We start from the raw sequence: 246 nt of genomic DNA, 5'->3' as shown, positions 1-246 counted from the left end.
CCCGAGGATGCCGTCGGCGTCGTGCAGCACCCACGCGGGATAGCCCGCCGCCAGGCAGTCGTGGAAGATGCCGACCGTCCACGGGAACGGATACGCGCGCCGCTCGATCGGCATGATGAGGTCGAGATCGTCGACACGCATCGGCCGCAGCGCCGATGCGGCGGCCGGCGTTCCGCTGGCGCGCGCGCTCATTGCGGGGCGCGTCCCCGTGCGGCGCGCAGACGCCGCAGCGTGGGCCACAGCGCG

At 74.4% G+C, this 246-nt stretch carries 1 pseudogene; it reads right to left on the bottom strand.

Annotated features, from left to right (window positions below):
* Positions 1-192: pseudogene (locus tag SB660_RS22915) on the bottom strand (hypothetical protein); the annotation flags it as partial.
* Between the last annotated feature and the right edge of the window lie 54 nt (positions 193-246).

It is taken from the genome of Bacillus sp. SIMBA_005 (assembly GCF_046535585.1).
GTDB classification, from domain to species: domain Bacteria; phylum Bacillota; class Bacilli; order Bacillales; family Bacillaceae; genus Bacillus; species Bacillus pumilus.
Note: the sequence above shows the minus strand (reverse complement) of the source record. Positions and strands in the feature narration are given on the sequence as shown.